Source organism: Microcoleus sp. ARI1-B5, assembly GCF_036705795.1.
Taxonomy (GTDB): Bacteria; Cyanobacteriota; Cyanobacteriia; order Cyanobacteriales; family Microcoleaceae; genus Microcoleus.
On sequence record NZ_JAUBVK010000032.1, the window covers coordinates 1 to 22,995 of the forward strand.

General features: G+C 44.2%; 31 protein-coding genes and 1 pseudogene. 18 read left to right on the forward strand and 14 right to left on the reverse strand.

Going from position 1 to position 22,995, the window contains the following annotated elements:
• A pseudogene (locus QUB63_RS29250) lies at positions 1-1,422 on the forward strand (calcium-binding protein); the annotation flags it as partial.
• 165 nt (positions 1,423-1,587) lie between these two features.
• Here QUB63_RS29250 and QUB63_RS29255 read toward each other — a convergent pair.
• Both QUB63_RS29255 and rpaB read right to left on the reverse strand, forming a co-directional pair.
• Complete coding sequence (locus QUB63_RS29255) at positions 1,588-2,235, reverse strand: cofactor assembly of complex C subunit B (protein ID WP_332948882.1); 648 nt, start codon at positions 2,233-2,235, stop codon at positions 1,588-1,590.
• A 262-nt stretch (positions 2,236-2,497) separates the two neighbouring features.
• The gene (rpaB, locus tag QUB63_RS29260) at positions 2,498-3,229 is read right to left on the reverse strand and encodes a response regulator transcription factor RpaB (protein WP_071587789.1); all 732 of its coding nucleotides are present in this window, start codon (positions 3,227-3,229) and stop codon (positions 2,498-2,500) included.
• Between the two features lie 164 nt (positions 3,230-3,393).
• Here rpaB and radA point away from each other — a divergent pair, with 164 nt between their 5' ends.
• From radA to QUB63_RS29315, 11 genes are all read left to right on the forward strand, one after another.
• Positions 3,394-4,950, forward strand: coding sequence for a DNA repair protein RadA (radA, locus tag QUB63_RS29265; protein ID WP_332948883.1), 1,557 nt, complete (start codon positions 3,394-3,396; stop codon positions 4,948-4,950).
• Between the two features lie 52 nt (positions 4,951-5,002).
• Positions 5,003-5,236 carry a hypothetical protein gene (locus tag QUB63_RS29270; RefSeq protein ID WP_332948884.1) on the forward strand — a complete coding sequence of 78 codons (234 nt, stop codon included), beginning with the start codon at positions 5,003-5,005 and terminating at the stop codon, positions 5,234-5,236.
• 3 nt (positions 5,237-5,239) lie between these two features.
• Entirely contained in the window at positions 5,240-5,569 is a 330-nt protein-coding gene (locus QUB63_RS29275; protein WP_332948885.1) for a type II toxin-antitoxin system PemK/MazF family toxin, read from the forward strand.
• Between the two features lie 74 nt (positions 5,570-5,643).
• Positions 5,644-5,874: a type II toxin-antitoxin system Phd/YefM family antitoxin gene (locus tag QUB63_RS29280; RefSeq protein ID WP_332948886.1), complete on the forward strand. Its 231-nt coding sequence runs from the start codon at positions 5,644-5,646 to the stop codon at positions 5,872-5,874.
• Entirely contained in the window at positions 5,871-6,257 is a 387-nt protein-coding gene (locus QUB63_RS29285) for a type II toxin-antitoxin system VapC family toxin (RefSeq protein WP_332948887.1), read from the forward strand. The genes QUB63_RS29280 and QUB63_RS29285 overlap by 4 nt, the downstream gene beginning before the upstream one ends.
• A gap of 47 nt (positions 6,258-6,304) precedes the next feature.
• Entirely contained in the window at positions 6,305-6,556 is a 252-nt protein-coding gene (locus QUB63_RS29290; RefSeq protein WP_332948888.1) for a DUF4258 domain-containing protein, read from the forward strand.
• 13 nt (positions 6,557-6,569) lie between these two features.
• Entirely contained in the window at positions 6,570-6,809 is a 240-nt protein-coding gene (locus QUB63_RS29295; protein WP_332948889.1) for a DUF2283 domain-containing protein, read from the forward strand.
• Between the two features lie 221 nt (positions 6,810-7,030).
• A complete protein-coding gene (locus QUB63_RS29300) occupies positions 7,031-7,255 on the forward strand; it encodes a type II toxin-antitoxin system HicB family antitoxin (protein WP_332948890.1) in 225 nt (74 codons plus the stop codon).
• On the forward strand, positions 7,256-7,789 hold the full coding sequence (locus tag QUB63_RS29305; protein ID WP_332948891.1) for a hypothetical protein: 534 nt from the start codon (positions 7,256-7,258) through the stop codon (positions 7,787-7,789).
• 57 nt (positions 7,790-7,846) lie between these two features.
• Positions 7,847-8,704 carry a TIGR02587 family membrane protein gene (locus QUB63_RS29310; RefSeq protein ID WP_332948892.1) on the forward strand — a complete coding sequence of 286 codons (858 nt, stop codon included), beginning with the start codon at positions 7,847-7,849 and terminating at the stop codon, positions 8,702-8,704.
• On the forward strand, positions 8,701-9,102 hold the full coding sequence (locus QUB63_RS29315) for a TIGR02588 family protein (protein WP_332948893.1): 402 nt from the start codon (positions 8,701-8,703) through the stop codon (positions 9,100-9,102). The genes QUB63_RS29310 and QUB63_RS29315 overlap by 4 nt, the downstream gene beginning before the upstream one ends.
• Before the next feature lie 343 nt (positions 9,103-9,445).
• On the opposite strand, the gene QUB63_RS29320 is transcribed toward QUB63_RS29315, so the two are convergent.
• The 5 genes from QUB63_RS29320 to QUB63_RS29340 all read right to left on the reverse strand — a co-directional run bounded on the left by QUB63_RS29320 (position 9,446) and on the right by QUB63_RS29340 (position 12,670).
• On the reverse strand, positions 9,446-10,039 hold the full coding sequence (locus QUB63_RS29320; RefSeq protein WP_332948894.1) for a CPBP family intramembrane glutamic endopeptidase: 594 nt from the start codon (positions 10,037-10,039) through the stop codon (positions 9,446-9,448).
• A 32-nt stretch (positions 10,040-10,071) separates the two neighbouring features.
• Complete coding sequence (locus QUB63_RS29325) at positions 10,072-11,154, reverse strand: DUF3326 domain-containing protein (RefSeq protein ID WP_332948895.1); 1,083 nt, start codon at positions 11,152-11,154, stop codon at positions 10,072-10,074.
• Positions 11,151-11,342, reverse strand: coding sequence for a hypothetical protein (locus QUB63_RS29330; protein ID WP_332948896.1), 192 nt, complete (start codon positions 11,340-11,342; stop codon positions 11,151-11,153). Before QUB63_RS29330 ends, QUB63_RS29325 begins: the two co-directional genes overlap by 4 nt.
• 65 nt (positions 11,343-11,407) lie before the next feature.
• Positions 11,408-11,725: a 2Fe-2S iron-sulfur cluster-binding protein gene (locus QUB63_RS29335; RefSeq protein WP_332948897.1), complete on the reverse strand. Its 318-nt coding sequence runs from the start codon at positions 11,723-11,725 to the stop codon at positions 11,408-11,410.
• 399 nt (positions 11,726-12,124) lie between these two features.
• Entirely contained in the window at positions 12,125-12,670 is a 546-nt protein-coding gene (locus QUB63_RS29340; RefSeq protein ID WP_332948898.1) for a Uma2 family endonuclease, read from the reverse strand.
• Between the two features lie 357 nt (positions 12,671-13,027).
• On the opposite strand from QUB63_RS29340, the gene QUB63_RS29345 reads away from it, so the two are divergent.
• Complete coding sequence (locus QUB63_RS29345) at positions 13,028-14,443, forward strand: FAD-dependent oxidoreductase (protein WP_332948899.1); 1,416 nt, start codon at positions 13,028-13,030, stop codon at positions 14,441-14,443.
• 45 nt (positions 14,444-14,488) lie between these two features.
• Here QUB63_RS29345 and QUB63_RS29350 read toward each other — a convergent pair whose 3' ends face one another.
• The 4 genes from QUB63_RS29350 to QUB63_RS29365 all read right to left on the reverse strand — a co-directional run bounded on the left by QUB63_RS29350 (position 14,489) and on the right by QUB63_RS29365 (position 17,410).
• Positions 14,489-15,670, reverse strand: a complete 1,182-nt coding sequence (locus QUB63_RS29350) for a YcjF family protein (protein WP_332948900.1) — start codon at positions 15,668-15,670, stop codon at positions 14,489-14,491.
• Positions 15,671-15,866: 196 nt separating this feature from the next.
• Entirely contained in the window at positions 15,867-16,406 is a 540-nt protein-coding gene (locus tag QUB63_RS29355) for a Uma2 family endonuclease (RefSeq protein ID WP_332948901.1), read from the reverse strand.
• Positions 16,407-16,577: 171 nt separating this feature from the next.
• Positions 16,578-16,961, reverse strand: a complete 384-nt coding sequence (locus tag QUB63_RS29360) for a hypothetical protein (protein WP_332948902.1) — start codon at positions 16,959-16,961, stop codon at positions 16,578-16,580.
• A gap of 11 nt (positions 16,962-16,972) precedes the next feature.
• On the reverse strand, positions 16,973-17,410 hold the full coding sequence (locus QUB63_RS29365) for a hypothetical protein (protein ID WP_332948903.1): 438 nt from the start codon (positions 17,408-17,410) through the stop codon (positions 16,973-16,975).
• Between the two features lie 171 nt (positions 17,411-17,581).
• Between QUB63_RS29365 and QUB63_RS29370 the strand changes: the two genes are divergently transcribed.
• On the forward strand, positions 17,582-17,737 hold the full coding sequence (locus tag QUB63_RS29370) for a hypothetical protein (RefSeq protein ID WP_332948904.1): 156 nt from the start codon (positions 17,582-17,584) through the stop codon (positions 17,735-17,737).
• A gap of 104 nt (positions 17,738-17,841) precedes the next feature.
• Positions 17,842-19,833 (forward strand): hypothetical protein, encoded by a 1,992-nt coding sequence (locus QUB63_RS29375; RefSeq protein WP_332948905.1) that lies wholly within the window; start codon positions 17,842-17,844, stop codon positions 19,831-19,833.
• A 255-nt stretch (positions 19,834-20,088) separates the two neighbouring features.
• Here QUB63_RS29375 and QUB63_RS29380 read toward each other — a convergent pair whose 3' ends face one another.
• Complete coding sequence (locus QUB63_RS29380) at positions 20,089-20,532, reverse strand: hypothetical protein (protein WP_332948906.1); 444 nt, start codon at positions 20,530-20,532, stop codon at positions 20,089-20,091.
• A 144-nt stretch (positions 20,533-20,676) separates the two neighbouring features.
• Here QUB63_RS29380 and QUB63_RS29385 point away from each other — a divergent pair, with 144 nt between their 5' ends.
• Genes QUB63_RS29385 through QUB63_RS29395 form a run of 3 tightly spaced genes read left to right on the forward strand, consistent with a single transcriptional unit; the run spans position 20,677 to position 21,426 of the window.
• Positions 20,677-20,889, forward strand: coding sequence for a helix-turn-helix domain-containing protein (locus QUB63_RS29385; RefSeq protein WP_006631112.1), 213 nt, complete (start codon positions 20,677-20,679; stop codon positions 20,887-20,889).
• A gap of 57 nt (positions 20,890-20,946) precedes the next feature.
• Positions 20,947-21,159: a helix-turn-helix domain-containing protein gene (locus QUB63_RS29390; protein WP_190657372.1), complete on the forward strand. Its 213-nt coding sequence runs from the start codon at positions 20,947-20,949 to the stop codon at positions 21,157-21,159.
• Between the two features lie 54 nt (positions 21,160-21,213).
• Positions 21,214-21,426 (forward strand): helix-turn-helix domain-containing protein, encoded by a 213-nt coding sequence (locus QUB63_RS29395; RefSeq protein ID WP_332948907.1) that lies wholly within the window; start codon positions 21,214-21,216, stop codon positions 21,424-21,426.
• An 89-nt stretch (positions 21,427-21,515) separates the two neighbouring features.
• Here the strand turns inward: QUB63_RS29395 and QUB63_RS29400 are convergent, their stop codons facing one another.
• On the reverse strand, positions 21,516-21,701 hold the full coding sequence (locus tag QUB63_RS29400) for a copy number control protein (protein ID WP_190657378.1): 186 nt from the start codon (positions 21,699-21,701) through the stop codon (positions 21,516-21,518).
• A gap of 334 nt (positions 21,702-22,035) precedes the next feature.
• Positions 22,036-22,986 carry a F0F1 ATP synthase subunit gamma gene (locus QUB63_RS29405; protein WP_332948908.1) on the reverse strand — a complete coding sequence of 317 codons (951 nt, stop codon included), beginning with the start codon at positions 22,984-22,986 and terminating at the stop codon, positions 22,036-22,038.
• Positions 22,987-22,995 lie beyond the last annotated feature (9 nt).

Below are 22,995 nucleotides of genomic sequence, written 5' to 3' on the forward strand. Positions count from 1 at the left end.
ACAGCAGCTTTAAATCTCAGTAATCCTACCCTACCAACCGGATTTAGCATTGTCGGAAATTTACCTGCAACTGTCGCAGCCAACGGTAGTGCTAGTTTGCAAGTTCAAGTAGATACAGCAACAGCAGGAAATAAAACAGGTACGCTGCAATTTGTCAATAATGACAGCGATGAAAATCCTTTTGATTTTGCGATTTCCGCATCAGTCACAGCCACAGCAACGCCTGCACCCGTAACGACTCCAACGCCTGCACCCGTACCAACTCCCAATCCGACTCCGACTCCCAATCCGACTCCGACTCCCAATCCGACTCCAACGCCAACGCCGACGGGAACTCCGACTCCAACGCCGACGGGAACTCCGACTCCAACTCCGACTCCAACGCCTGCGCCGACGGGAACTCCGACTCCAACGCCGACGGGAACTCCGACTCCAACCCCAACTCCAACGCCAACGCCTACGGGAACTCCGACTCCAACGCCAACCCCGACGGGCACTCCGACGGCAACACCAACCCCTGATACAGACTGCATTTGCGACAAAATTGAGTATCCCAATCTCAACCAACCAAACCAACAAATTGATAACATTATCAATGGTGGTGGTCTGCTAATTGGTACTCCCAAAAACGACGCATATTTGGGCAGCAACAATCCCAATATCTTCGATGCCAAAGAAGGCAACGACAATCTATTTGGTGGCGAATTTAACGATATCTTCAACGGCAATGAAGGCAACGATTTTATTTACGGCAACAAAGGAGACGACTTCCTGTTTGGCGGCAAAGGAAACGATATCATTCTTGGCGATTTTGGTGAAGATACTCTTTTCGGGAATCAGGGCAACGATTCAATTAACGGCAAAGAAGATGATGACTTAATCTTTGGCAATGAAGGCAATGACTTCATCGACGGTGGCAAAGGAAACGATTCCTTATTCGGCGGTAAAGCAAACGATGTAATTCTCGGCAGTCAAGGCAATGATAGTCTCTACGGACAACTCGGCGACGATACTTTGTGCGGCGGTGCAGGAGATGACCTAGCTTATGGCGGTCAAGGCAATGATTTAATTGACGGTAGTAAGGGCAACGATTCGATTTATGGAGACTTAGGAAATGACACGCTTCTCGGTTGCGAAGGTAATGATATTTTGTTTGGAGGTTTAGGCAATAACAGCTTGAGTGGCGGTTTGGGTAAGGATACTTTTGTCATCGGATTCGATGGAGGATTTGATATTGTGTCTGATTTTGTGACAGGTCAAGATTTGATTGGATTGTCGGGAGGTTTGAGTTTTAACCAGTTAGAAATAACTCAGAACAATAACAATGCGCTGATTAAATTTAAGGGAAGTGGAGAAGTATTTGCTTCGCTAACTGGAGTCAATGCTACCTCCATTGGTGTTAACGATTTCCGCACAATCTGACTGTGGCATTAGGGTGTGTCAGCTTGTAGCTTTTGGATGATTGAGAAAATTATGCACTTTGCATCCTACTGCTGAACAGCTTAGTAAGGTGCGGAGCGAACATAGCTTCTCGATGATTGATAAAATAACGCATCCTGACGCACCCTACGACTCAAATCTCAAATCTCAAATCTCAAATTGGCTGAGGGTATTTTCTAGTTTTTCGGCAATGCCTTCTACCCAGTTTTCGTCTTGTTTGGTATAGCTGCGCGGCGCGTTAGCGCCTAAGATTAACACGCCTTGAGTGCCGATCGGCTGACAGATGACTCCTTGGGTATTTTCTGGCAAATAGTCGAATTCGATTTTGCCGGGATAGATATTGAGATTTACTAAATAAACTGGTTTGTTTTTGTCGAGCACTCGCTGCAATATTGGCCCTGGCTTGACTTCGGAATTGATGCCTAAGATGCCGCGCCTCAATAAGACTTTTCCTCGATATACAATGACGATCGCCCTTGTGGCAGTATTTGTCAAGAGCAAACGCGACGCCCAAGCTAATTCTAGTTTGACAGCCTCCGGCAAATCCGGTGCCAGCTCGAAACCTTCTTCGCCGATAAGCTGTACGGAATCGGGCGATCGAGCTTGCACCTGCTGCCACAGCAAACCTGTTAAAATCAGCAGAGCGCTGATAATTACTCCCAAAACGTCCGATCGAGCTTGAGAATCTGTAATTTGCTCTGTCAGCAAGCGGTTGACCATCAGCAGCGTACCTGCTAACCCTCCTGCAACTAAAGGCAATTGCCGCAACACTTTATTTGGGTCAGATTTTGTCATTGGTCAGTTGATAGTTGACAGTTGACAGTTGACAGTTGACAGTTGATAGTTGATAGTTGATAGTTGTCATTTAGGCTTTGACGCACTCGCTCACCCAGAAACCGGGTTTTTTACCGAGATTGAGGGTTTTAACCAAGTAGTTTGGTTGAAAAACCCGGTTTCTGGATACCCGTGCTTAAGTTTTATAATTAGTAGTTGGTAATTTAACAACTGCCAATTGCCAACTGCCAACTGCCAACTGCCAACTGTCAACTGTCAACTGTCAACCGACTTCGCCAATTTCAACAATTCGCTGGAACAGATAGCCGGTGCCGCGGGCGGTGAGAATTAATTCAGGGTTGCTGGGGTCGTCTTCCAACTTTGCCCTCAGCCGGGAGATGTGAACGTCCACTACACGGGTGTCTACGTGGCGTTCTGGCGTGTATCCCCAGACTTCCTGCAAAATTTCCGATCGCGAAAAAGGCTCTCCAGAACGGCTGACAAGCAGCTCTAACAAGCTAAATTCCATGCCTGTGAGCCGAATTCGTTCGTCGCCTTTGTAAACTTGGCGCTTGTTGGTGTCAATCCTAATGTTGGTGACGTGGATGACTCCAGAGCTGGGAATGCCTGACGCGCCGTTTTTGTCAACCCGGCGCAGTACCGAACGGATGCGGGCTTCGAGTTCTTTGGGAGAGAAGGGTTTGACGACGTAATCGTCGGCGCCTAATTCTAAACCGGTGATGCGATCGGCTACGTCTCCCAAAGCGGTTAGCATGATGATGGGTACGTCTGACTCTTTTCGCAACTCCTGACAGACGCCGTAACCGTCGAGTTTGGGCATCATCACGTCCAAAACTACTAAGTCGGGTTCGGTGTTGCGAAATGTTTCGAGAGCTTCTTCGCCGTCAGCAGCGGTGACGACATCGTAGCCAATCATGGAAAGGCGAGTCTCCAGAATGCGCCGGATACTGGCTTCGTCATCGACTACCAGAATTTTTTCTTTATGGTTTTCCAATTTACCGAGCACTCCTTAAGTTACATTTCAGATAATGTTAATTTTTTGTACCCTATCATAGAAGACACAGATTGAATCATGTGCGGCGATCGGTCTGAAAGCTTGATAATTGCTTTAACTCAGACTTTTCTAAATGTTAGGGTGACTATTTATCATGGTAAACAATGCCTAAGCCTCGAATACAATATATTTGTCGGGAATGCGGCTATGATTCACCACAATATTTTGGCAGGTGTCCTAGCTGTCAGAAGTGGGATTCTTTTGACGAGCAGGTAGAACAACCTACTGCTGGTGTGCCGCGGGCTGGTTTAACTGGGGTGACAACTAAGGCAGCGGGCGGTTCGCCCCCTGATAAGTCGAAGGGTCAACCGAGGGTATCTTTTAGATTATCGCAGATTGCTGACCAAACTCAGTCTCGCTGGCCTTCTGGTTTCGGAGAGCTCGATCGAGTTTTGGGAGGCGGGATTGTTCCGGGCTCGCTGGTTTTGATTGGCGGGGAACCGGGAATTGGGAAATCGACGCTGCTGTTGCAGGTGGCGAATATGTTGGCGCGCAAGGATAGAATACTGTATGTCAGTGCGGAGGAGTCCGGCCAGCAGGTGAAGTTGCGATCGCAGCGTTTGGGCGTGGCTAATCCGGTCGATCTGTCAAGCAACGGCGGACATAAATCTGGCAGCAACGGGGAAGTTAAAACGGATTCCGAGGACAATTCAGCGGAGAATTTCTACTTGCTTCCGGAGACGGATTTAGAAGTGGTTTTGCGGGAGTTGGAAGCGCTGAAACCGAATGTGGCGGTGATTGACAGCATCCAAACTATTTATTTTGCTAGTTTAACATCGGCTCCGGGTTCGGTGGCTCAGGTGCGGGAATGTACTTCGGCTTTGATGCAGGTGGCGAAAAGAGAAAATATTACTTTATTTATTGTCGGTCACGTTACGAAAGATGGAGCTTTGGCGGGGCCGAGGGTTTTGGAACATTTGGTAGATACTGTACTTTATTTTGAGGGCGATCGCTTTGCTTCTCACCGGCTTTTGCGATCGATGAAAAATCGTTTTGGCGCGACTCACGAAATCGGTGTTTTTGAAATGGTAGCACACGGTTTGCGAGAAGTAGATAATCCGTCGGAGTTGTTTTTAGGCAATAAAGATGAATTTTCGCCCGGTACTTCGACGACTGTTGCTTGCGAAGGAACTCGACCGATTTTAGTAGAAATTCAGGCGTTAGTCAGCCCTGCGAGTTTTGGTTCGCCGCGCCGTTCTACTACTGGTGTGGACAATTCTAGATTGCAGCAAATTTTGGCTGTTTTGGAGAAAAGGGTGGGGATTCCTTTATCTAAGTTGGATACGATTGTGGCGTCGGTGGGCGGGTTGAAGGTGGAGGAACCGACGGCGGATTTGGCAGTTGCGATCGCTGTTGTGGCCAGTTTTCGCGATCGGGTGGTTGATGCGCGCACTGTTTTGCTTGGGGAAGTCGGTTTGGGGGGACAGGTGCGGCCTGTTGCTCAGTTAGAATTGCGGCTGAGGGAGGCGGCTAAGTTGGGGTTCAAAAGGGCGATCGTTCCTAAGAATCAACCCGTACCGGATTTGGGAATGCAGATTATTCCGGTGGCTAAAGTGATTGATGCAATTATTGCGGCGATTCCGGCTACTCCGGCTCAGTTGCAGTCGGATGATATGGAGTTGCAGTCGATTGATTTGGAGTCAGAGGATTTATCAAATTGAGATTATGTTAAGGTAGCAATAACTGGGTAAATACAAATCTAAGACTCACATTATGAAAGCCTACGAATTTCCAGCAAAAGTTACATCGGAAGGAAAAATAAACTTGACAGATGACATTTTAAAATACTTGGCAGTCAACCAAGATGTAAGAGTGATCATTCTGGTGAATGAACAAACAAACTCAGAAGCAGATGAAGTAGAGGAAAAAACAGATTGGCATCGTCTTGCCGCCGAAGAATTCTTTGCTGATTGCAGCGAAGAAGATGCAATTTACGATGAGGTTTGAGCTATGACTAATTATCAGTCGGGAGAATTAGTTATAGTCGCATTCATCTTCGCGGGTGCAGCCGAAACTAAACGCCGTCCTGGTTTGGTACTGTTGGACACAGGAGATGAAGACATGATTGTTGCCAAGATAACCAGTCAAATTCCTCGTACAACCTTTGATGTCGAAATTCAGGAATGGCAACAAGCAGGATTAAAGCGACCTTCAGTGGTTCGTTTACATAAACTGAACACATTACAAAAAAGTTTAGTTGAAAGGAGACTGGGAATATTAACCCCTGATGATTTGGCGCAAGTGCGAAATAGAGTAAAACAAATCTGGTCTTTTCTTTGATGAAAATACAATATCGCAAGCTTCATTAGTCATTCCCAATTCTTCAATATAAAATGTATAGGGAGGCACGAGTTATGTATCAAGTAGATATTGTTGAGGCTCAAGAAAAACTGCTGGAATTAATCGAGGCGGCGATGAGAGGCGAAGAAGTTGAGATTAGTAAAGATAATCAGCCCGTTGTAAAATTGGTAGGAATTCCCAAACAAGCTAAACCCAATCGGAAAGCAGGAAGTGCTAAAGGCATGGTTTGGATGTCCGATGATTTTGACGAACCGCTAGAAGAATTTAAGGAGTACATGGAATGAGGCTGTTGTTGGACACTCATGCCTTTATTTGGTACAGGACAGACAGTTCAAGACTCAGCATAACAGGGCGATCGCTAATTGACAACGGAGATAACGATATTCTCCTCAGTACAGCTAGTGTCTGGGAAATGGCGATTAAGCACAGCATAGGCCGGCTAAATTTTAGTAGGCCTTTTATGGAGTTTGTCAAGCAGCAAATCGCAGTTAATAGAATTGAGATACTCGAAATAAGTTTTGACCACATTGAGGTTGTGGCTTCACTGCCTTTGCATCACCGCGATCCATTTGACAGGCTGATAATTGCCCAATCTATGGCCCAACAGAGACCCGTCTTGAGCGTTGATGCTATTTTTGATGCTTATGCGATCGCGCGGCTGTGGTGAATTAAGTTAGTATAAAAATAAAGAGGCAAAAAGGAGGTAATAGCAACGTGAGCGTTAGATTACATCCCCATGCTCGAGCACGATTGATTGAGAGAGGTGCAACTGAGGCAGAAGTAATTGCCACTGTTGAAAGTGGCACAACTTTTCCAGCTCAATTTGGCAGAACCGGATTTAGGCGCAACTTTTCCTTCAATGCCCAGTGGCAGGGAAAAGTTTATGCTATGAAGAAAGTGGAGGCGATCGCAGCGTCAGAAGGCGAAGACTGGCTAATTATCACTGTAATTATCAAATTCTTTTGATCAGGAGATTCCCGTGAAACTGACTTACGATCCGAGATACAACGTAGCTTATATATACCTGCAAGAAAAAACCGCACAGGTAGAAACTATCCAGGTTAGCGATCAAATGAATGTGGACATTGCCGCCGACGGTACTATTTATGGAATTGAATTACTCAATGCCAATCAACAATTAGGGGCAGATAGTCAAGGAAAACTGATTGTTGTCAACGAAGCTTTGGGAGAATCTTCCGAAATTCAGCTTGCACTTTAAGGGCATTGAAAACACTGAGTAAAAAAGTGGTTAGTGGATGAATACGAGGAGTAAGATCAAATGTTTAAAAACCCGCACGCAAACAGGATGAAAAAAATACAATGAGAAGGATTTAACAATTACAGGAATTACGCAAGGAGTCAATTTTCACACTATTTTTGATGCTTGTGCGATCGCGCGGCGGTGGTGAATTAACTTAGTGTAAAAATCAAGAGGCGCAGATGAAACAATTTAGAATCATCATTGAAAAACATCCCGACGGTTATGTAGCCTATCCCTTTGGCATCAAAGGTGCCGTAGTTGGTGAAGGCGACACCTATGAGGAAGCATTAGCTGATGTCAAGTCAGCTATTCGCTGCTACATCGAGGTATTTGGCAAAGAGATAAATGCCTTTGAATTTTTAAATGAAAAAGCTGACTTTCAACCTAGCCAGGAAGCAGGATAAATGAAAAAAAATTACACCATGAACGATTTAACAATTCGTTATACAAATCGCCAAACTACAGATAATGGGATTACTGCACATACTCATACTGTGGTGTTCGCTCGTCCGCTTACAGTTGAAGAACAGCAACAATTTACACAAATATTCAAGATTGTTTGCGAAAAGATTGAGGCATCACAAGGTTTAGATAATATTTTTTTAACTCAGCTTAATGTGACATTCACTGCTCCTAACCAGGCACATTATACAGTGAACCAGCACATTTTAGCAGGCTCGTGGAAGGATGAGCTCTTTGCTAGGTTAGCTGCATTCAGTCAGGAAGTTGCGAGTATTGCTGAACATGATGGCAATCCTGTCTTTAGCAAACTAAGAAAGTTAAAGCAACTGCAAGATTGGGCGCATTCACAGATTGACAATAGTGCCGAACCAGAAGTTAGACCAGATATTGCAATTACAGTGTTGCAGTTAATTGATGAAGTTGAAAGGTTGCAAAACCAAGTTAAGCAAAGAGAAACTAAATCAACAACTGCGTAATGTTGTAAAATAAAAATCAGAACTTATCAATTTTTAAATTAGCCGTTTAGCCGAAACATGAAGAAGGCAAAAAAACACCGTAAAAATCCGTGGTTTAACGAACTAAACGATATCATTCGAGGTGCATCGGGCGGCTTTTTGTTCGGGATTCCGCTGCTGTATACGATGGAGGTTTGGTGGATCGGTTCCTCTACTAAACCAGCGCAAATGTCGATCGCGATCGCAACTACTCTTATCGCCGTTTTCTTGCTGACTCGCACTGAAGGTTTTCGCAAAACCAAGGATATCCGGTGGCGAGACGCTGCAAAAGATACCGTAGAAGCGATCGCGATCGGGATTGTCGGTGCCGCATTTGTCCTGTTTTTGCTGCAAGAAATTACCCCGGATACTCCGCTGCAAGAAGCTTTGGGGAAAATCATCTTTGAAGGACTGCCTTTTTCTTTGGGAGTGGCTCTGGCAAACGGTTTTTTGAGCGGCGATCGCTATCAAAGCTCAGACAGCGACAGCGAACCTACGATTAACCCAACTGTAGCAGATATCGGCGCTACTTTAATCGGCGCTACGATCATTGCTTTCAACATCGCCCCAACTGACGAAGTACCCATGCTAGCCGCAGCTATTTCGCCGCCTTGGCAATTAGCAATTATCGCCGCTTCGCTGCTAATTTCCTACGGTATTGTATTCGCAGCCGACTTTACTTATCAAGCAAAACGCCAGCAGCAGCAAGGAATTTTTCAGCGTCCCCTCAGCGAAACTGTGATGGCGTATTTAGTATCGCTGGCGGCTTCTGCATTTATGCTGTTTTTCTTCCAAAAACTCAGTTTTGACGATCCGTGGTCGATTTGGTTGGGCTATACATTAGTATTGGGATTGCCGGCGACAATTGGCGGCGCGGCGGGGAGGTTGGCGGTATGAGTGAAAGTAACGAAGGGCGATCGAAAAGAAGTCCTGCTGAATGGGTGACATTTGCGATCGCCTGTTTCATCCTGTCTACCATCACCGGACTCGTACTCTACAACTGGGCGACTAAAAAACAGGAACCTCCGGTGATTTCTGTGACTCGCAACGAGCCAATTCGCGAAACCCAAGGGCAATTTTACGTACCGTTTACAGTTACTAACACTGGCGGCGAAACGGCAGAATCAGTGCAAGTTATAGCCGAACTGCGCGTCAACGGCGAAGTCTTGGAATCCGGCGACCAGCAAATTGATTTTTTGTCAAGCGGTGAAACTCAAGAAGGAGCTTTTATTTTCAGCCGCAATCCAGCGCAAGGTCAATTAATCGTGCGATCGAGCAGTTATCAATTGCCTTAACAAAGAGCGGATTCGGTGGTTTCAACAGCTCAAAAGTCAATTGATATCATGTCCCGTAAATTACCCGCAATAAAAAAGGTTCGATCGTTCGGAATGCGAGTCCTTAATAGATGCGGAAGGGAGTCCGAACGATCGAACCAATCTGATTGTGTCGTTCTCCGAGAATATGATATCAATTGTTAACTCTTTCTCTTCTCTTCCTTAGCGCCCTTTGCGTGTTCTTGCTTTCGTTAAATAAAAAAACCTTGCACCTTTTCGGCATTTATAGCTAAAGTCCCTCTATGCTGGGACGAAAGTGCGTGCAGGCGCGACTTCAATCGCCCGCTTTGTCCGTGCGATCGCCCTACCGCTTCAGCATAGTGTGTTCCCACTTCCAAACACAGCTAGAAATCAAATTCGTGCAGATATGAGCCGTAATAGGCACCAACAAATTGCCAGTAGCTAAAACACTGTAACCCAGCAACAATCCCACAGCAGTCGCCCAAACAGCATAAGGCCACTGATCCATTCCTCCCAAGTGCAGAATGCCGAAACAAAAACTCGATAAAACTAAACCGGTCACATTCAATCCCAAACCAGACAGCATCACGCCTCGAAATAGCAATTCTTCGCTAAGTCCCGGCAGCAGTCCCAGCCAAATTAAATCCGGCCAAAACAAAGGTTTGAGCACTACTTCCAAGTAAATGTCTGCACTCCGGCGATAACCCGGCCAGAGGCGATAAACGATCGCACTGCCACCTGTAATTGCCAGTCCGATCGCACATCCTGCGAGCAAATCCATTACGATCAATTTGACTGGCAAAAGCGATACCGATCCAAATAGCAACCACAATTTAGCTACCGCCAGCAACATAATGGCTGTCACGCCCATTGCTACTAAAACTTGAGTGCGCGTCAACGGTTCAATTTCGGGATTTTCGGGAAGTTTTTCTGCCACTTAATCAAGTTTATATTTTAGGTTTTAGATTGTTAGATTTGTTTAATGGAGTCAGACAAACACCGCAGGGGAGAGATGTCTGCACCCAAGGAAGCTGGACTGATGCCGGCCCGCAAAGCGACCAAGACTCCGATCGCCTCTAAATACGAGTTTACCTGCAAAGCTTTGATTCCGAGTTTTTCTGGGGAAGCTTGCATTTGAGTTTTGTTGTCACCCACTGCGATGATTTGTACTGTCGATCGCCCGCTCAAACTCAGAATAGCACTGCCGCCGCACGCTGTGGCGGGTATCACCACCGCATCGACTCGATCGGCTGCAATCACCGATTGGTCGCGATCCTCGGCTTTGTGCGCTGTAAATTGGGGAGCTTTGCTCAGCCCCGCGAGCACGCAAGGTAGGAAAGTATAACCGATTTCCTCCGCAGCCGATCGCGGGGACAGGTGCGGATCGAGGGGAAGCGGCAGAAGCGCGGGGGCGTGGGCGCAGGGGATTTTAAACGTTCTGACGACGAGGTGACTGATGAGGGCTTCCGCGCCTGCGAGGGGGTCAACTCCTTTACCGCGGCGGTAGTTTTCGAGCGCTTGGCTGCCTTCATCGTCGGGAAATCTGGCGACAACTGCGATCGCCTGGACTTTTGCTTGTGCGATCAATTTGTCGGCTGCGCGCAGTAAACTGTCGGGATTGCCGATCGTCCCCCAGGATGCCCCTGATTCAGACATTCGCAATTCTACTTGCAAAGGGCGATCGGTCAAAATACAATCAGTTACGTTTAAACCCAATGTAGCTCTAGCAGCATCCACCGCTTGCAAGTGGCGCAACTGCAACTCCGGTTCCATCGCCGAATCCAGGATTAAGCCGATGCGATTTTGATGTACCGGTTGCAAGCCCCAGCATCCGGCTGCAAATTTGTCAAGGGCGTAACCTTCAACGTAGAGGGCGTTTGGTATCGGCCAATAAAGTTGAGCGCCGTTGAGGACGTTGGGGTGAGCGATCAGGGTGTCGGAGATTTGGGCGATCGCCCTAGCAACGGGCAGCGCATCGCCTGCAAAGCCACCGATCGAGGCTCCAACGCCTGTGGGGACTATCAAAACCACTGTTAAAGGGCGGGGGTTCACGCTGCTACGGGGGATGCTTCCACGAGCACGTAGCCTTCTACCAAAGCCTTTTGTCGATCGACATCCACGTCTGTGACTGCCCAGCGCAGGGGTTCGCCGTGCTTTTGCAGTTCAATTTCAATAGCTGAGTGCAGTTCTTCGGCGGTGTCGTGGAGGTCTACTTCTGCGGAAATGAAATGGGTTGTCATAGGGCGATCCATAGTGGTTTTACCGCGAGCGGTACTTAGGTACTTACGTAAATCTTAGCTTAGTCCTAGGATTTACCGAACTGGCGATCGTAAACAATGTCTTCTTTTTCGGTTTCTATCTTCAAATTCGATCGGGGAAAAGCAACGCACAGCAACACATAACCTTCTGCCTGAAGATCCGGACTGACGCCCATGCAATCAACTTGCTCAACTTGACCCTCAATAACTTTAGCAGCGCAAGTAGTACAAACCCCCGAATTGCAAGAGCTCGGCAACTCAATACCCGCAGCGTTGGCCGCCCGCAGAATTTGTTTATCTTCCGGCACTTCTACGGTATAGGTACTGCCTTGGTGGATCAATTCAACAGTGTAAGTCTTAGACATATTGCGATTATTGGTTTTAATTCCCAGTTGGAATTTGCGCTAGATTTGCAAACAAAGCAATGAGTATTTTACCGCTGTTGGTGATTTTGTGCAAGTGGACAACTACATTGTTTATTGCTAATTATTTTCATTAATTGGCTGAACGGGCGATCGGCATTTTGTCAAGCATTTTTTCACAAATCATCACGAACAGAACGGGCGAACTCTGCCTGAAAGCACTTATACGTAACTAATACCATTTTTCCAAACTTATGCAACAGTATTCGTAGGGTGTGTCGCTAAGAGAAAATCCCTAAATGAGATCGACAATCTGATAGCCACGCACCTTACACATGGGGTGGAGAAAAAACAACACTTGTTTTGTAGCACGGCTTTTTATAAATGGTATAATGTTTGCCATCAACCCAACAACTCATCAACAGCAACACTAAAACCCGCCAACACTAGCTGAGTGCTGATTGTAGAACCCAAATTAAAAGTCAACTTTTGAGATTGAGTCACAATCATAATCCAGCGACTTTCAGGGAAAACAATCCAAACTTCCAGACAACCAGAATCCAAATACTCTTGTGCTTTGAGAAATATCTCTTCCGCAATATCAGTAGGAGAAACAATTTCAGCAATTAATAGCGGACTTTGAGGAAAAGTAGGAACATCGCCATATTCAGCAACAAGTTCAGCAGTCAGATAAGCAACATCAGGGCGACGCACTCGCCTGTCAGTACGGCAAGGAACTTCCGTATAAACTTCACCACCTTGTCCGCTAGATATCTTGTAATTTCTCCAAGAAAAATCTAGTCTAGATTGGATTCGACTGTGTTTTACTGTCATGCCATTTTTCTCCGATATTTGCCCGTCCACCCATTCCATATCGTCGGCGGGACAGGCTATAAAGTCTTCTAGAGAAACATTTTCTGATAAAACGGCTGTCATTACCATAGCCATTTACTCCCTTTTGCAGAATTCACTGATATTATACAGAACTTAGGCCCCGGTGCGTCGAAACCAATTTTCTACTAATTTTGCGAACTCTTTATTGTGGGGTGGGCTTTGAGCAGCGCCCGGTGCGTCGAAACCCGGTTTCTACGAATTTTGTGTTAACTAACGAGAAATTTATGAATAAACGAGGTTTTTGAGGTCATCGCAGGAGTTATGATAGCTTTATATTCTGTTACACGGTCAGGTTTATTTGCGCTTACCTACTTAATCTGGGTAAGTTAATCCCAAGCCAGATATTTACAGTCAGTTTTCAGACCTGCGACTAGAAGACGGTTTAATTATATTTAGAGGAGAAATGAAATCATGACAAATTCAACTTTGGGTCATCATGCGGTGGTGATTGGCGGGAGTATTGCCGGACTGCTGACGGCTCGGATTTTGACTGATTATTTTGAGCAGGTGACACTTATTGAACGAGATTGTTTTCCCCTTCAAGCAGAACCCCGCAGGGGCATTCCTCAATGTAATCAACTGCACATTTTGCTGACCCGAGGCCGTCAAATTATCGAAGAGTTGTTTCCGGGCTTGGAAGCAGAACTCATTGCTCAAGGAGCGGTAACAGTGGATATGGGAGGCGATGTGGAATGGCTCAATCCTTTTGGCTGGACTGCTCGTTTCCCCTCTGGATTTACAGTGCTCTCTTTCAGTCGGTGCATTTTGGATTGGTTGATTTACCGCCGGTTAGCGGGAATGAGCCAACTTCATTTCCTGGAGGAAAGCTATGTCACTGAGCTCATTTCAACTCCTGATGGAACGAGCATTGCTGGAGTGAGAGTCCGGCAGCGCCAGCAAACCGGAGAGACTCAAGAGCAGACCTTGGTCGCTGATTTGGTGGTGGATGCAAGCGGGTTTAATTCGCAAGCCCCCAAATGGCTGAAAGCATTGGGCTATGAGGCACCAAAGGAAACAATGATTACAACTGGCATGGGATACGCCGGCCGCGTCTACGAGATTCCTGCGGGATTTGAATCCGATTGGAAAGGCGTGTACCTGCAAGCGGCTCCACCCGAACGAACTTCAATGGCTATCCTGTACCCGATTGAAAATAACCGTTGGCTTCTGGGATTCTGTGCCACTGCACCCCACCGCCTCCCAAAAGATGAAGCTGCCCTTTTGGATGCGCTCCAGCAGTTACCCAGCCCTATGATTTACAACGCACTCAAGCACGCAAAACCTTGTACGCCGATCGAAATTTACTATCCTCCCGGCAATCGGTTATGCCACTACGAAACTCTGAAGCGACAACCCGAACGGTTTGTGGTTTTAGGAGATGCTGTGTGTTCGTTCACACCAATTTACGGTCAAGGCATGACCGTAGCCGCATTGGGGGTGAAGACCTTAGAGGCCTGCTTGCAAAACATTGTCGGACAACCCTCACCCAGCCTAACTGGATTGGCAAAAACATTTCAGAAACGACTGGCACAGATAAATGCAGGGCCTTGGATTGCCTCTACGACTCAAGATGCTAAATACCCGAGCGTTCGAGGCACTATTAAGGCTTCCAGCGCCCCGTCCAAGTTCATGGGATGGTACATGAACCAAGTCATTCATTTAACCGTTCGCGACACTCAAACTACACTCAGTTTGTTTGAAGTGTTCCATATGCTGAAATCGGCTGGCACACTGTTTCAACCTCGAATTTTGTTGCAGGTCTTAAAGCAGGTACTGGCAGGTCGATCGAACTCAAGTCAAGTTAAGAAGTCATTGACTCCTTTGTAAGACCAACTCTTACAAATTACCACTCACCTATTCCTACTTACCAATTTACTCAATATCAATTTGATTGGGAGGCTTAGGTTGATTCGGTTTGTCATCGTTCAAAGTTTTACGCCCAGAACTAGCATAATCCTTGTACAATTCCACAAACATCTTTGTCAACTGCTGCAAAGAAAGTTGTTCCCCATTAACTTGAGCTTTCATATAAGCTTTAAGCACTTCAATGTAAGCCAAACCGAGAGCAAGCGTGAGAGTTGCTGCGGTTGCAGCGGAGATAGCACCGCCGACAACAGTACCCGCACCCGGAATCATTTTAATCAAATTAGTAACAATACTTCTGCCCACAGCAGTAACCCCGCCTGTGCCGCTAATAGCAGACAGCATCGCCGAAATAAACCCCTTATCAAAGGGCATTCCAAAAATCACAGTAATATTAGCAATCATTGCCGTTTGCATCGTCATCAAAATCGGCGCATCAGCAAAGGGTACAGGAGTCGCACCGACAATTGCAGAACCTGCAACATAAGCACTTAGATACTTAAATGCCATATCGGATTTGAGCGCAATATTGGCAATTTGTTCTTTAACAAAAGCTTTTTTAGCTACTTCCGGCAGCAGTTGAAAAGTTGCATCTACTAACTTGTCTAAACCGTGAGATTTTACTGTATAATCCTCATCAATTTCTTCCGGTTCAGCCATCACAGGGATAATTTGACTGACTGGCAAATTCATGTGTTCCAGTTGCTTGAAAAACTCGCTCGGCTTTTTAGATGTCGTCTGAGTCAGCACTAAAATCACTGGGACCTCTTTGACTTCCATTTCTTTTAGCCAGTTTTCTTCCACAGATTCTATTCTATTGGCGCTGTGATTGATGCAGTACCAGATGACGTGAATGTGTTCTTTGGGGTGCAGGAGTCTTTGGTCTTCAATCAGTTTAGCAACGTTTAATTGAATAATTTTAATTTGTTCGTCGTTGAGTTCGAGTCCGGGAGTATCGTAGACGGTAATTGGGCAATTCGGTTTGGTATATTGGCGAATGCCTTGAGTGATGGGGCGGCCGACTCCGGTTTCTGCTAAGCGCTGGCGAAAAACCGAATTGATCAGGGTACTTTTGCCGACTCCGGTTTTGCCGATGACTAAAACATTGCACTGTCCCACTTGGTTTTCTGCCTCTTTGAAGGCGTAGTAACTTCTATTTAAAAGCTCGTCTAAGGAAAAGTCGTCTGACATGGCGGTTTGCTCCGATAATGGTGGGAGATTAATTAAATACCACCGAATAGAATTCCGATGCTCTACAAACGAAGTCCGCGAATGCGGACTGGGGGAGTCTTAACAATATTGTAGCAATTTGATTTAAGAACTGGTGCAACGGGTCGAGGAGAGTTTTGTGTCGCGTGCTGCTAAATGAAAGGTTGTAAAATTTAGTTTAAGCTAGCAATCGATCGACATCGATGCTAAAACCGATCAGGATTTGTTGAGTGCGGGCGGTATCGCCGGATCTAAATGTCAATATTTGATTTTGAGTCATCACGAATATTAAACGACTTTCGGGAAAAACTAACCAGACTTCCTGACAACTAGATTCTAAATATTCCTGTGCTTTGAGAAAGACATCTTCAGCGATATCGGTGGGTGAAACTATTTCGGCAACTAAAGGAAAACTTTGGGGTAAAGTGGCAAGATTGCCAAATTGTGCAACTAATTCGGGTGTGAGATAAGCGACATCGGGGCGGCGAATTTGTTGGTTAGTGCGGCAAGGTGGTGAAATATAAACTTCTCCTCCTTGTTTGCTGGAAATCATGTAATTTGCCCAAGCACAACCCAGGCTTGATTGAATTTTACCATGCTTGAGCGTGGCTCCATTTTTCTCCACGAGTTGTCCGTCCACCCATTCCATGTTGTCGGGGGGATTAGCCATGAAGTCTTCTAAAGTAAAATTATTCTGTGCAGCAGTAGCAGTGACCATAGTTATTTATTCGCTTTTAGTAAACTTACTTGTTACTATTATGGCTGATGCGGTGAGAAGTTGTTGGGTGATGGGTAAAATCGCGCTTCAGTATATTCGCTAATCCGAGTTCCAAGTATTCCATGAATTAATATTCCCTTTGATTTCAGAACTTGCCTGTATGATGTTCGCTCAAACCTTCACCACTGGCGCAAACTCCTCTAACTGCACTTGTAAGTCATCCACCAGCATTAAACGATACCTTTCTGTAGCTTTCACCTTTTGGAAAACATAACTAGCAAAATCATCACACCACTTTTGCCTCTCAAGTTCATTCGAGATGTTCAACGCTCTGATTGAGAGGTTATAAGGGTATTCTTCAAATTTGATATCTCGATCGTTTTCAAAATCATGCTTTCCTAAAGTAAGAGTGATTGTTGAGTTGCGAAACTCATACCAGTTGTCAGTACCATCAGAAACCAGCTCAAATTTGAGAGCTAATATAAACTCTAATTCTTTGACTAACTGTTCGATTTCCTGCGGAAAGTCTAGAAAAATATCTAATGTGCGAGACATAAAAACCTCCTTTATTGAAACTCAGTAAAAGTGATGTCATAGCTATCGCCAATAATTCGGACGCTATCAATTTTCCCGCGTGTAATATTTTTGGCCCTTTGCAAACCTCGTTCAGCCTCAGCTTCTATCAACCCAGACGCCCTAGCATCTATAATTATATCCCTAGCCTGTCCGCCTCGTCTAATCGAGTTGTTGATCTGATTTTTTACTGTCGCGCTTGTAGCACCGGCATCTAGACTTTTGAATTCAGTGGGTTTTCCATCTACCTCAGCATCGGGATTTCTACCTCCATCGGTTTTTTCTACCAAGGCTTTAACATTTTTTCCCTCTCTTTCTAGAAATTCAGCAATCGCTCTTTCGGTTTCACCAAAAGCTCGTTCTGATTCATCAATACTGCCACAATTAACCGAATTTTGCTCAGGGGTTTGGTTAGTCCCGTTATTCACCATTTTTTGTCCGTTAAAATTTGAATTCCATCGCACATTATGAGCCAAGCCACTTTAGAAACGTATAGCGAAATCTTGTCGGGCGGCTTAAATCCTGGTAAGTGACTCCTGGAATCGCGCACTGAGGAGTCTCAAGAATTATGGCACTTTTGCAAGAAGTCTGCTATTACTATTATGACCGATCGCCAAGGGCGATCGTACTTTGACCACAAAAAAGACAAATATCACCAACTCCACATCCTCAGCTATCAAGCAGTTTTCGGTTATGTTTTTGATGACGGCTTTCTTCAGACCAGTCTTTCAGCATTGACCATGTATCTCAACTCCTGATTTATTTGTCATTTGCCATGCTTGACAAATCTAGTGAGTGATGATAAACTTAAGTCTTACAAAATAACATAAGTAATTAAAAAATTTTGTAAAGTTAATTTATTATGACGAAAAAAAATCGTAAAATTCGTTGCGGTATTAATTACAAACATACTTTATTAGAATTATCTGTTAATAGGAAAGATCCATGTGAAGTAATTAGAGAACTAATTTCCAACTCCTATGATGCTACAGCATCTGTTATTGAAATATATCCTTTACTTCAATATGAAGGGTTTATATTTATTGATAATGGGATTGGTATAAGCTCTGAAAAAGAAGTTAATGGAGTAGCTCCAATAGATGCTTTCTTCTCAATAGGTCTCTCAACTAAAACTCTTGGGGAATCTATAGGCTACAAATGTCAAGGATCAAAACTTTGCTTTGCTTCAGGAAAATTTGCACTTATTACCCGATGTAAAGAGGACACGGAATATTACTGGCGTTCTGTAGTTATAGATAATCCAAGAGATACTTTAGACTCTGAACAAGATAACATTGAAATTCAAGAAGATATACAACCTTGGTTAACATTAAGAAAACTATTACCTCAGCCCGATGCTAGAACAGTGTCTATTATTCAACATTTAGATGAGACATATTTTAAATCAAATTTAAAAACAGGAACCATCATTATTGTCAAAAAATTAGAAGTAGATAACTTTTCCAACTATTACGGTACAGACAAAAAATATCCCTATATAAAAAGTTATATTAGATTTTATACCAGACATGGGGATGTCAGAAATTTAGATTATGAGAGAACAGGGTTTAGCGCGAAAGGAGCTACAACTTTTAAAAATTCGTCTCCTACCTATAATGATAAATGTCAGCTTTTTATTTGGAAAGGCAGTGAAAAAAACAGTAAATTAGAAAAAATTCCTCCTGGATATCCATACATTGAAAAACCAAGTGTTATTCCAGGTATGGAAGATCATTTCTGGAAACCGCCAGCAGAAATAAAGCGACTGAATTCAGGTAGATTTTATTATCGTAACTCTCATGTGTTTAAATTTCACGGAATTACGTACTGTTTGGTATTAGCTATTGATGGTAACCGAAGAGCTTTAGAATACTATGAAGATTTAGATCGCCAAGGAAGAAAAAAACAGTCAGGTATTGGATTTAGTTCACAAAGAGGAACTTTTGTTTGTTCGGAAGGACTAAAAATATGTTCTTATAATGAAATATTTAATGAGAGCTTATTACAAGATTATAGAGTTTTAAGTGATAATAAAGCTCAAACCCATTATGCTTTGATGATTAACGGTAGTTTTCTGCTAGTAACCAACAGAAATTCTTTAAGTGAAGCATCAATTAAAATTTTAAGAAATGACGATTTTTTAGAAGAAATTAAAAACTTCCTAGATCGCTCCTTGAATGATGGCAAAGTTTTTAAACAGTTGATAGAGAGAATAGGAAATGAAGTTAGTGAATCAAAAAGCGAAGTTCAAGTCAAGCAATTTAATAAAGTTAAAAATTCAATTCTTCAAAGAGATCATTTTTATATTTTAGATATTGAAATTTTAAAAAGTAAAAAATTTTTTGTTCCTAGTTTAGGAGAAGAACATGGAGTAGGTGCGTTATATACACTGTTAGCTCATTTGGTTTCTGTAAGCTCTCCTTACTCTAAGTTTTGGTTAAGGCCTTTAAATTTTTCCGGTCAAGGAATTGATAGTTTAGCCACCGAATTTAATGATGAAAAATTCCAACAAGAACTCAAAGGATTAGAATATAAATATATATTTTCAACCTATGAGCTATTTAACCATCCCTTAGTCGTCACCGATCATATTGTATGTTGGAAACTGGATGAATCTCTGCAAGAAGGTGATTCGGTTGATGATGGGGATTATAAAGGAGAAATTTCCTTTGCTAATGATTTAGAAGGTATAGGGTGTGAAATTATTAATATACAAAATGGATATGGTTCTTGTCATAATTCTAATATTAAAGTCATTTGCTTAGAAAAATTAATAGGTAAAACTTTCCGGTGTGAATGGAAAAGAGGTTTTAGCAGTTTAGCTTCACACTCATCAAGGAGACGAGCCAGATAGTTAAAAGTTATAAACATCAATAGGATTAATTTCGTTATCGATTAGAGTTCCTTAGCCAGAAAGAATCGGTCTTTATCAGCCCCCATTATTGGGCGGGGTTTGTATCGCAGGGTTTGGCGTAGGAGAAACAGTAGCATTTACATTTCTGGACAAATCAAAACCACAGAAACCGGGTTTTTTACCATATCTGCAGGCTGTAACGCATCTTCTGGGCAAAAAACCCGGTTTCTAACCACCCCTGCGTCTAGGACTAATTTAGAAATGTTCCAGTAGAGATTTCTCTTGTGCATAAACCTTTCGCAGCGACTCCACGGCTATTGATCGCAACATAAACTTAATCACCCCCACCATTTCCCCCCACTCCAACAATTCAGAAACAGAAACAGCTTTGTGAAATCTCGCCGCATAAAAATCCACCCAAAAATCCGGCGCGTGTCTCTCTTTCTGACTCGCTATCCGGCGCTTCCAATAACCAAAATCTAAACCAGAGGGCGATTCCACTCCCAAAACAGGCGGAAAGTCGGCATAACTCACAAACCGACTCATGCCTTTGGCGTGCACGTACAGGATATGCGCCCAGCACTCGAAGCGATATATTTGTTCTACCTTGATTTTCAGCAGCCGCGCGATCGCCTCTTTTGTGACAAACCGGCTCAATCTGTGTCTGGGGGTTGATTTTCGCGAAAATTTTGTTAACATGATTTATAGCAAATCCTTTGTAAAGAGTACAAACTTTTGTAAAGGGATTGAATTTGGATAGGCGATCGTCTTTAAGTTTTCCAGACGTTGGGGCGATCGCTTTTTACGATATTTTTATTAAAAACTAAATCTAGTTTTTTGTCAATGGGTTTAATTAGATTGCGGGTTAAAGAATTTGCTGCTGAGAAAGGCTGGACGATCAAAGAGGTTTCTGAGCGATCGGGAGTCATTTACAGCACACTCACCACCTATTCACGTTCTCCGGGAATGGCAATGGTTGATTTTACTTGTCTGCTGAAGTTGGCACGTACTTTTGACGTGATGGTGGAAGATTTGGTTGAGGTCGTCAAAGAGTAGGCGATCGCTTTTTACAGTACAATCCTCTGGCTTATATCAATCACATCTCAAGAGGTTATGGGCTTAATTAAGTTGCGGGTTCGAGAGTTGGCTGCTGAGAAAGGCTGGACGCTGAAAGAAGTTTCAGAGCGATCGGGCGTCGTCTACAGCACGCTCAGAACCTATGCCCGATCGCCTGGATTAGCAACAGTTGACGTGACAGCCTTGCACAAGTTGGCTAGGACTTTTGATTTGTCGATCGAAGATTTGTATGAGATTGTGCAGGAGTGAGCGATCGCTTTTGACGATAAAATTTTATCCCAGAGTAAATCTAGTTTTTTGTCAATGGGTTTAATTAGATTGCGGGTTAAAGAATTTGCTGCTGAAAAAGGCCCGACGATCAAAGAGGTTTCAGAGCGATCGGGAGTCATCTACAGCACACTCACCACCTATTCACGTTCTCCGGGAATGGCCATGGTTGATTTTACTTGTCTGCTGAAGTTGGCACGTACTTTTGACGTGATGGTGGAAGATTTGGTTGAGGTGGTAAAAGAGTAGGCGATCGCTCCTGTCTTCAGACTTCCCTTACAGTTTAAAAACTAAATGTCTTGCCCTGTATGCGATCGCTCCACCACTGCACAAAGCAGCTATGTGTTGTTTTGGTTTTGACTTGCTTCTATTTTTGGTTGCTCAGCCTTCATGACATATTGCTCCATAAATTCCAGCAAAACATCCCTCATATTTTTACCGTCCCTAGCAACAGCCGACTTAAATCGGTTCCGCAGCTCCGGTGGCATTTCTACTCTAATAGCCACAGTCTTGTTTTCATCCATACAGGCTCAAGGCTTTACAACATATACATTTTGACATTTTTATGTAGTTTGCCTAAAAACCAGCTTTTTGCATACAGGTGCATTGTTTTAATTATATGCCTTAGTGCATACTAATGCAATAGTGCAATTAATGCCGTTTTCCGCGAAAAACGCTACAGAGCGTTAATTTAGGTCATTTAGGTATGATTTACGCTCATAAACCCGGTTTCTGCAAAAAATCTTGAGTTTGGCTTTGTTAGTACATTGTGGTCAATTGTAACCACTTTATAAATAAAAAAAGCGCCTGAGTTCCCCCAGACGCATACCATAAAATCAACAAATTGTCAACCCTAACCTAACCGTTCAAAGCCTCAGCACCGCCGGAAACTTCCAGGATTTCCTGAGTAATTGCTGCTTGCCGCGCCTTGTTATAAGTCAGCGTCAAACTACGGATCAAATCGCTAGCATTCTCACTAGCATTGTTCATCGCCGTCATCCGCGCAGCCAACTCGCTAGCAGCAGACTCTTGCAAAGCCCGCAGCAATTGGTTGTTCAAATACAAAGGCAAAAGTGCCTCCAGAATTTGCGCCGGATCTTGCTCGAAAATCATGTCGCGCGGCAAACTCTTCGTAGGTGAAGAAACCTTCTCCCGCGATACTTGAAACTGTCCGCCTTTCGTTGTCAAGCGGAAGATTTCATCATCGGGAGTTTCCAAGCCTTGGGGGTCGAGGGGTAACAAGGTTTGAATTACCGGACGCGAACTAATTAGCGACACAAACTTAGTGTAAATTAGCTCAACTCTGTCCACAGTTCCCGACAGGAACAAAGACAGCAATTCGTCAGCAATTTGCGCTGCTTCCGGTGCTGTGGGAATTTGCTCTAAGTTAGTGTAAGTAGCATCGATCGGCTGTTCGCGGCGCTGGAAATACTGAGTAGCTTTGCGTCCTACCAACACGTATTTGTAGTCTAAGCCTTCAGCTTTGATTTCCTTAGCGCGATTTTCGGCGTATCTGATGATGTTGCTGTTGTAGCCGCCGCACAAACCCCGATCGCCCGAAACCACCAAAAGTCCCACCGATCGCACTTCGCGTTTTCTCAGCAGCGGTAAATCCTGGCTTTCAAACTGCAAGCGTTCCGCCAAACCGTACAATACCTCTGCGAGCCGATCGGCAAAAGGCCGAGTAGCAGTCACCTGTTCTTGAGCGCGGCGCACCTTAGCAGCAGCCACCAAGCGCATTGCTTCTGTAATCTTTTTAGTGTTCTTGACCGACTTAATGCGATCGCGAATAGTTTTCAGATTTGCCATAACTTTCTC